Source organism: Neobacillus drentensis, assembly GCF_036965245.1.
GTDB lineage: Bacteria > Bacillota > Bacilli > Bacillales > Cytobacillaceae > Neobacillus > Neobacillus drentensis_G.
Map to the genome: position 1 here is coordinate 20,326 of NZ_JBALPG010000099.1, position 7,785 is coordinate 28,110.

Annotated in this window: 6 protein-coding genes and 1 riboswitch; all 6 genes read left to right on the top strand. The window is 37.5% G+C overall.

Features of this window, described 5'->3' with window-relative positions:
* Nucleotides 1-41: 41 nt before the first annotated feature.
* The 6 genes from V7150_RS18810 (at nt 42) to V7150_RS18835 (ending at nt 7,617) form a co-directional block, all read left to right on the top strand.
* Nucleotides 42-1,253 (top strand): argininosuccinate synthase, encoded by a 1,212-nt coding sequence (locus V7150_RS18810; protein ID WP_335521375.1) that lies wholly within the window; start codon nt 42-44, stop codon nt 1,251-1,253.
* A 229-nt stretch (nt 1,254-1,482) separates the two neighbouring features.
* Nucleotides 1,483-2,859, top strand: coding sequence for an argininosuccinate lyase (gene argH, locus V7150_RS18815; RefSeq protein ID WP_335521377.1), 1,377 nt, complete (start codon nt 1,483-1,485; stop codon nt 2,857-2,859).
* Between the two features lie 292 nt (nt 2,860-3,151).
* Nucleotides 3,152-3,263: riboswitch (SAM riboswitch) on the top strand.
* A gap of 94 nt (nt 3,264-3,357) precedes the next feature.
* Nucleotides 3,358-4,590 carry a homoserine dehydrogenase gene (locus V7150_RS18820; protein WP_335521379.1) on the top strand — a complete coding sequence of 411 codons (1,233 nt, stop codon included), beginning with the start codon at nt 3,358-3,360 and terminating at the stop codon, nt 4,588-4,590.
* Nucleotides 4,591-4,793: 203 nt separating this feature from the next.
* The gene (locus V7150_RS18825; RefSeq protein WP_335521381.1) at nt 4,794-6,065 is read left to right on the top strand and encodes a glycosyltransferase family 2 protein; all 1,272 of its coding nucleotides are present in this window, start codon (nt 4,794-4,796) and stop codon (nt 6,063-6,065) included.
* Nucleotides 6,066-6,084: 19 nt separating this feature from the next.
* Nucleotides 6,085-6,774 (top strand): glycosyltransferase, encoded by a 690-nt coding sequence (locus tag V7150_RS18830; RefSeq protein ID WP_335521383.1) that lies wholly within the window; start codon nt 6,085-6,087, stop codon nt 6,772-6,774.
* A 339-nt stretch (nt 6,775-7,113) separates the two neighbouring features.
* Nucleotides 7,114-7,617, top strand: coding sequence for a DoxX family protein (locus V7150_RS18835; RefSeq protein WP_335521386.1), 504 nt, complete (start codon nt 7,114-7,116; stop codon nt 7,615-7,617).
* The last annotated feature ends 168 nt before the right edge of the window (nt 7,618-7,785 follow it).

The following is a 7,785-nucleotide window of genomic DNA, read 5'->3' on the forward strand; positions in this document are numbered from 1 at the left end:
TCAGTTGAATATTAATACAAAAAAACATAAGGAGAATACAGATGACAAAGGAAAAAATTATTTTGGCCTATTCAGGCGGTTTAGATACATCGGTATCAGTAAAATGGATTCAAGAAAAATACGGCTATGATGTCATTGCCTTAGGCCTTGATGTTGGTGAAGGAAAAGACCTGGAAGCAATTAAAAGTAAGGCGCTGAATGTTGGGGCCGTTAAAGCCTATATCGTGGATGCAAAGGAATTGTTAGCGAAGGAATATATTTTACCAGCCCTAAAGGCAAATTGTTTGTATGAAGGAAAATACCCACTCTCCTCAGCTCTTTCTAGACCGTTGATTTCTAAATTACTAGTTGAGGTTGCGGAAAAAGAAGGCGCAACAGCTGTTGCTCACGGTTGTACCGGAAAAGGGAATGATCAGGTCCGCTTTGAAGTATCGATCCAAGCCTTAAATCCAAGTTTAAAAGTAGTTGCTCCGGTTCGTGAGTGGGGCATGACCCGTGATGAAGAGATATTGTATGCTGAGGAAAATGGAATTCCGATTCCAGTTGATTTAGACAATCCATTTTCGATTGATGCCAACATCTGGGGACGTGCATGTGAGGCTGGAGTGCTTGAAGATCCATGGGCAGAGGCGCCGGAAGCAGCATTTGCTTGGACGAATCCGATTGAATTAACTCCAGATTCGGCAGAATATGTGGAAATTGAATTTGAACAAGGTGTCCCTGTTGCCCTTAATGGCGAACAGCTTCCATTAGTTCAATTAATTGAAACCTTAAACCAGCTTGGCGGAAAGCATGGGGTTGGCCGAATTGATCATATAGAAAATAGATTAGTAGGAATTAAATCACGTGAGGTGTATGAGAATCCGGCTGCGTTAATCTTAATCAATGCCCATAAAGAATTAGAGTTTTTAACCTTGACTCGGGAGGTCACTCAATTTAAAACACAGGTTGAACAGCAGATGGCAAAGATTATTTATGAAGGTCTCTGGTATTCACCGCTAAAATCTGCCCTTGATGCGTTTATTGATGAAACGCAAAAGACAGTTTCCGGCACCATCCGCGTCAAGCTTCATAAAGGGAACCACACGGTGGTTGGCCGAAAATCTGTTCACAGCCTTTACAATGAGGAGCTAGCAACCTATGCAAAAGGCGACGCCTTTGATCATAATGCTGCGGTTGGTTTTATTAAACTTTGGGGCTTACCGACGAAGGTTTATTCTGAAGTAAATAAAATAGAATCGGTTCTAAAATAACAATTAGAGTGCCCTCGAAGCTTAAATTTCGGGGGCAAACTTCTTAAAAGATGGGTTTTTAACTTAAGGGATTTTGCAATTCACCGATAAAATTGGAAATTCGCTGATAAATTGATTGAATTCGCCGATAAAATGCAAAATTCGCCGATAAACACTCAAAATTCGCTGATAAAAATTATTTAAGGCTATAAAACACTAAAAAAAGCCCAGTTTGAAGGGAGAAAAATACATGTCAAAGCTATGGGGCGGACGTTTTACAAAAGAAACCAACAAATTGGTGGAAGAATTCACAGCTTCCATTTCTTTTGATCAAAAACTAGCAAAAGAGGATATCGCAGGCAGCCTTGCACATGTCCAAATGCTTGGTGAATGCGGTATTATTCCGATGGAAGACGCGTTAAAAATAAAAGAAGGTCTTTTTTCTATTAAAACAATGGTAGAAAATGATGAGGTTGAGTTTTTAGTTGAAGATGAAGATATTCATATGAATATTGAAAAACTATTGATTGAAAAAATAGGACCAGCCGGCGGCAAGCTCCATACAGGTCGGAGCCGGAATGACCAAGTTGCAACTGATATGCATCTTTATTTACGAACAAAAACGAACGAGATAATTAAATTACTGGAAGACGTCCAGCAGGCATTAATAGAGCAAGCAAAAGAGAATGTTCAAACGTTAATTCCAGGGTACACGCACTTGCAGAGGGCCCAGCCAGTTTCCTTTGCCCACCATTTAATGGCGTACTTTTGGATGTTTGAACGTGATAAAGGGAGACTGCTTGATTCTCTAAAACGGATTGATTGGCTTCCGCTTGGTTCCGGTGCATTGGCAGGGACGACCTTTCCTATTAATCGTGAACGTGTGGCCGAGCTGCTGGGGTTCGAAACGGTATATCCAAACAGTATGGATGCCGTTAGTGATCGTGATTTTATTCTGGAATTTTTATCGATTGGTTCCATTATAATGACCCATATTTCAAGACTTTCTGAGGAGCTTGTTATTTGGTCAAGCCAGGAGTTTCAATTCGTAGAGTTGGACGATTCGTTTTGTACCGGCTCAAGTATTATGCCGCAAAAGAAAAACCCGGACGTGCCGGAACTGCTAAGAGGGAAAACTGGCCGCACATATGGAAATTTAATCGGCTTGTTGACCGTGTTAAAAGGCTTACCGCTCGCCTATAACAAGGATTTGCAGGAAGATAAAGAAGGCATGTTTGATACGGTAGAGACACTTGAGGGTTCATTAAAGCTGTTGGCACCTATGATCGAAACGATGACAGTAAACAAAGATGTGATGAATAAGGCAATAAATAATGACTTCTCCAATGCAACAGATATTGCTGATTACTTAGTACGAAAAGGGTTACCCTTCCGTGAAGCCCATGAAGTAATCGGGAAAATTGTCCTGTATGCCATTCAATCTAACAAATTTTTGCTAGATTTAAATTTTGAAGAATATCAAGGGTTCAGCCCATTATTTGAAAAGGACATTTATAAGGTATTGGCTCCTGATCATGTAGTTGCCGTAAGGAACAGCTTTGGCGGTACAGCACCTGAACAGGTGATTAAGCAAATTAAGCTGGCAGAAGGGAAACTGCAGAGTTAGAAAAGAGATAAGTAAAGCTCGTCATCAACGGCGAGCTTCTTTTCGTTCTTAAAGGGCCATTTCATTTGTATAAAAATCTAAAATATTTGATAATTTCATAGATGAAATTTTAGAAATACTGATTGGATGAGAAAAATGAAACTGAGAGTATCTGTTAATCTGATTGAAAACATAGATACAAAGGAAACTATTTCTTTATTACCACTTTAGTTATAAGAAGATATTGACTTTTACGAATAATTCAACTAGAATTCTTTTTATAACTTGGAAATTTAATGAAAAATAAATAATACTCTTATCCAGAGCGGCGGAGGGATTAGGCCCGATGAAGCCCGGCAACCTTCAAGGTATTCCTTGAAAAGGTGCTAATTCCTGCAGGTTATTTTTAACCTGGAAGATAAGAGGAGGAATTCGGCCCTCTTCTTATGAAGAGGGCTTTTCCTGTTTCGAGATATATGGGTGAAACAAATTCTGAATAAATTGAAGGGGTGGATGAACATGACTGTAATAAAAGTGGCAATCCTAGGTTTTGGAACTGTTGGGGAAGGTGTTTATCGGACGATTCAATCACATGAAGAGGAGTTAACAGTGTCATTGGGTAAAAAGGTTGAGGTTGCTGCTGTCCTAATCAAAAACAAGCAGAAGGAAAGAAACATTAGTGAGGATGTTCTTATTACTACAGAATTTGCAGACGTTCTAAGTTTGCCACAGCTTGATATTGTTGTCGAAGCAATCGTCGACAAAGAGCCTACCTTTTCATTTTTGAAAAAAGCAATCGAGCGGGGATGTCACATTATTACAGCGAATAAAGAAATGTTTGCCCATCACGGAAAAGAACTGCTCGAGCTGGCGGAAAAAAATAATGTATCCGTTGGTTTTGAAGCGACAGTAGCAGGGGGAATTCCAGTAATTCAAACACTTAGACAATTATTGAATATCAATCGTGTTCAAAAGATTCAAGGAATCCTTAATGGTACTTCGAATTTCATTCTGACCGAAATGCGCGAGAAGAAGCAGTCTTTTGCCCAATCCTTGCAATTAGCCCAAGTAAATGGCTTTGCTGAAGCTGACCCAACAAATGATGTCGAGGGCTTTGACGCTTTTTATAAAACGATGATTCTTAGCAGAATTGCCTTTGGGGAAGAACCAAATTGGCATGCTGTTGAACGTGAAGGGATTACAGCTATAACGAGTGAATTGATTGAAACAGCAGAAAAATTAGGATTAAGGTTTAAACATATTGCCTGTATAAGCAGGTTAGGCAATCAGATCAAAGCAACTGTAAAGCCAGCTCTTGTAGGAACGGAGCATCCTTTTTATCATGTGGAAGGGGTACAGAATGCTATCAATGTCCAATCAGATATTGTTGGCGGCATCACGCTACAAGGGCCAGGTGCTGGAATGTTTCCCACAGCAAGTGCCATTATCGAGGACTTGGTCTATGTGTGTCAAAACCCTCCTGCAAAAAGAAGTGTCTCATCTGCAGCAGATACTGCAACAATTCTTAAAAAAGGTCAAATAAAGGAATTATGGTTAGTTCTCGGACTAAGCAATATACAAACGAGCTCATCGATTACGAAGATCGAACATGTAGCAGAAGAGACATTTATCATTATGGCGGCAAAAAAAGATGTTGAGCAGCTAGCAAGGCTAGAAGCGGCACTTGTCTATTATCCAATCCTTGGAGACTATACACCAGTACATCAACCCACAACATTAACAGCATTATAGAAAAAGAGGAGAATCTACTTAAAAGAGCTTTCAGGCTCTTTTTTTCTTTCATTTAATTATTTAAGCCATTTTTTGAAAAAAAAGTGAACGTTACCAACAAAACTGGGCTCAAGTTTAGTCAAAAATAAATGGTAATCATATTGTGTATAAGCTCGACCAATTGGAATGGTTATTTCAGAAAATCAAAAATGAAGGGGTGCGCTATGTCAAGAAATACAAAAAATGATAGTATACAAAAAGAAAAGAAGCAAATTCCCCAAACAAGTAATAGCGCAGATTCAGTAAATAGAAAAAAACTAGATATTGAAGTCAGTATCATTATTCCATCGCAAAATAATTACCCACTAAATCTATTTAGCCTTTATTCACTTGAATTCCAAACATTTAATCCTAAAAAAATGGAAGTAATATTTATTAATGATGCCTCTACAGACCAAACCGAAGAAAAACTTAAAGACTATTCTCCACCATACCATTTCAAATATATCCACAATAAGCAAAAGCTTGGAAGAGCGAAGGCTAGAAATTTAGGCATTCGTTCTGCAAGGGGAAGGTTTCTGATCTTTCTGAATGCGGAAATGATCACAGATAGTGATTTTGTAGAAAATCACTATAAGTATCATCAATCAAAAAAAAATGTGATTGTGTCAGGTGTTATGCATTCTAAAGCACTTTATACATGTGTTTTCCCAAACTTCTCCGAAGATAAAATTGACACAATCGCAAACTTAACAAAAAATAATCAAGATATATATACCAGATTGCAAGATTGTAAAGATCCTCTTGATGAACCATATCCATTATTAGAAAAAAACGATATTGCCAGAAAAACCTACAAGGATTTAGCATTTCATTCATACCCATGGTTTCGGCAGATCGTAGGAAACTTCAAATCAGATTTAAAAGGGTTTGCGTTTCCGTGGATGGCCTTTCATACAGGGAATGTCTCAATACGGAAAGAATTGATTGTACAGGCAGGGGGGTTTGATGAAGAGTTTTTCCATTACGGTTATGAAGATTGGGAATTAGGATACCGTTTATACAAAATGGGTGTACAATGTATTGTCAGTAAAAAATTAATCACTTACCATCAGGAGCATCCGGTTGAAGAAAGCAAATGGAGAGAGGCAATTGGGAACTTCGGCCTTTTTACAATAAAACATCATGATGTCGATGTTCTCATTCTAGGATTAGAGCTTTCAGGAATTACAGATTTATTAACGATAAATAAGCTCTTAAGGGAATATAAATTACTTAGAAAATCAAGGACTAAGCAAATTCAAAAGTTCCAAGAAAAGTTCATCCTCATCCTAGAAACCATCATCCTTATGCTCCAAGTTGATATCCAGCATTTCAATATATTAGGGGCTGCAGGCTTTAGCTCAAAGGATCGAAAAGAGCTTTTTATTGATATTAAAAACCTGAGCGACTATCCTCATATAACAAGCTTTTTAAATCAAGTCATAAACTCATAACCATAGAAGGAGTAAAAAAGTGGTTTCTATCATAACATGTACAATAAGAGAAGAGAGTATTGATAATGTTTTCAAGAATTACCAACAGCAAACCTGGAAGGATAAAGAGTTAATTATTATTTTGAATAAAGATTCGATGAATATTGACCGATGGATTAAAAAGGCAAGGAAGTATCCAAATGTAAAGGTATTTCAACTGCATGAAAAGGCGACCTTAGGTGACTGCTTAAACTTTGGGGTATTGAACTCAAGCTATGACTATATAGCGAAATTTGATGACGATGACTATTACGGACCAGAATATATTACTAGTGCCATGAAAGCTTTTAAAAATAAAAATGTTTCGATTGTCGGAAAAAACTCTTACTATATTTATTTTAAAAAGAAAAAGGCATTGATTCATGTCCCAGGTACTGAAAATGCAATTTCGGACATTGTTGCCGGTGCGACTTTACTGTTTAAAAAAGAGATATTTTATAATGTTCGCTTTGAAAAGGTAAATCGCGCAGAGGAAAACTTTTTTATTGATCAATGTAAAAAGGAAGGCTATCAAGTTTATTCTACTGATCCTCACCATTTTGCAGCCATTCGCCAGGACTCAGAAAAACACACTTGGAAGATCTCCGATGAAGATTTGATGGAGTGGGGCGATTTAATTGCTTATACGGATGATTATCAATCGATAGTGTCAAAAAATAGAACCGAATAAATAGGAGGTCCCTATTAGCGTGTTATTAGTAGGTAAACTAGACTAAAAAGATACGGCATCATAATTTAAATGCCGTCTTTACATATTTCTAACATAAGCAACGTAATAAGTTCACATTCTATTCAATTTTCTAATATTAATATGTTAAAAAACTGTGAAACCCGTTGTCATTTTTATAAGAGGAGAGTATATTATAAGTGTAGAGGAGATAGTGAAACAATTCACAAACTTCCACTACAAGAAACAGCTAGCTGATCACCCCTAGTCGAAAAGGGGAAAAGGAATTATTTTATATTTATTTGTGAAATTATTCACAAATTATAATAGGAGATGATTGTGATGAGATGGTACAAAACTCCTCAAGCAGCTGTAGTTTGGACAATATTAAGAGTTTGGCTTGGATTACAATGGTTTGAAGCAGGTTATCATAAATTGACAGGCGGATTTGACGCAGGTGGGTTCTTAAAAGGGGCACTTGCAAATGCAACAGGAGATCATCCGGCAGTACAAGGATGGTACGCAGACTTCTTACAACAATTCGCGATCCCAAATGTTCATATATTTAACGTTTTAATTCCTTGGGGAGAATTACTGGTTGGTCTAGGATTAATTATTGGTTTAGCTACAATCCCAGCATTAATTGCAGGTGCCTTTATGAACTTAAACTTTATGCTTGCAGGAACAACTAGCACAAACCCAATTCTTTATACAGTTGCAATGATTCTGTTATTCACAGGAACTGGAGCTTACCTTTTCGGACTTGACCGTTATGCAGTACCATTCATCAAAGGCTATTTCAAAAAAGGTCATGTCAAAAGCGTCAAAATTAATCAACAGCATTAACTAGTTTTAATTGCTTAACCTCTCTTAAGAACTCTTGGGATTAACTATTTCCTCCTTTATAAAGCTTTAGAAGCAGGGTAAACCTGCTTCTTAGGCTGTCGAATAACTCTCGGCAGCCTCTTATTTTATTCATTTACTTCAATAATTCACTGCGTTAATTTGGTATAA

Coding starts and splice junctions, on each gene's coding strand:
- V7150_RS18820 (WP_335521379.1), top strand. CDS start 3,358: ATGACTGTAATAAAAGTGGCAATCCTAGGTTTTGGAACTGTTGGGGAA.
- argH (WP_335521377.1), top strand. CDS start 1,483: ATGTCAAAGCTATGGGGCGGACGTTTTACAAAAGAAACCAACAAATTG.
- V7150_RS18835 (WP_335521386.1), top strand. CDS start 7,114: ATGAGATGGTACAAAACTCCTCAAGCAGCTGTAGTTTGGACAATATTA.
- V7150_RS18825 (WP_335521381.1), top strand. CDS start 4,794: ATGTCAAGAAATACAAAAAATGATAGTATACAAAAAGAAAAGAAGCAA.
- V7150_RS18810 (WP_335521375.1), top strand. CDS start 42: ATGACAAAGGAAAAAATTATTTTGGCCTATTCAGGCGGTTTAGATACA.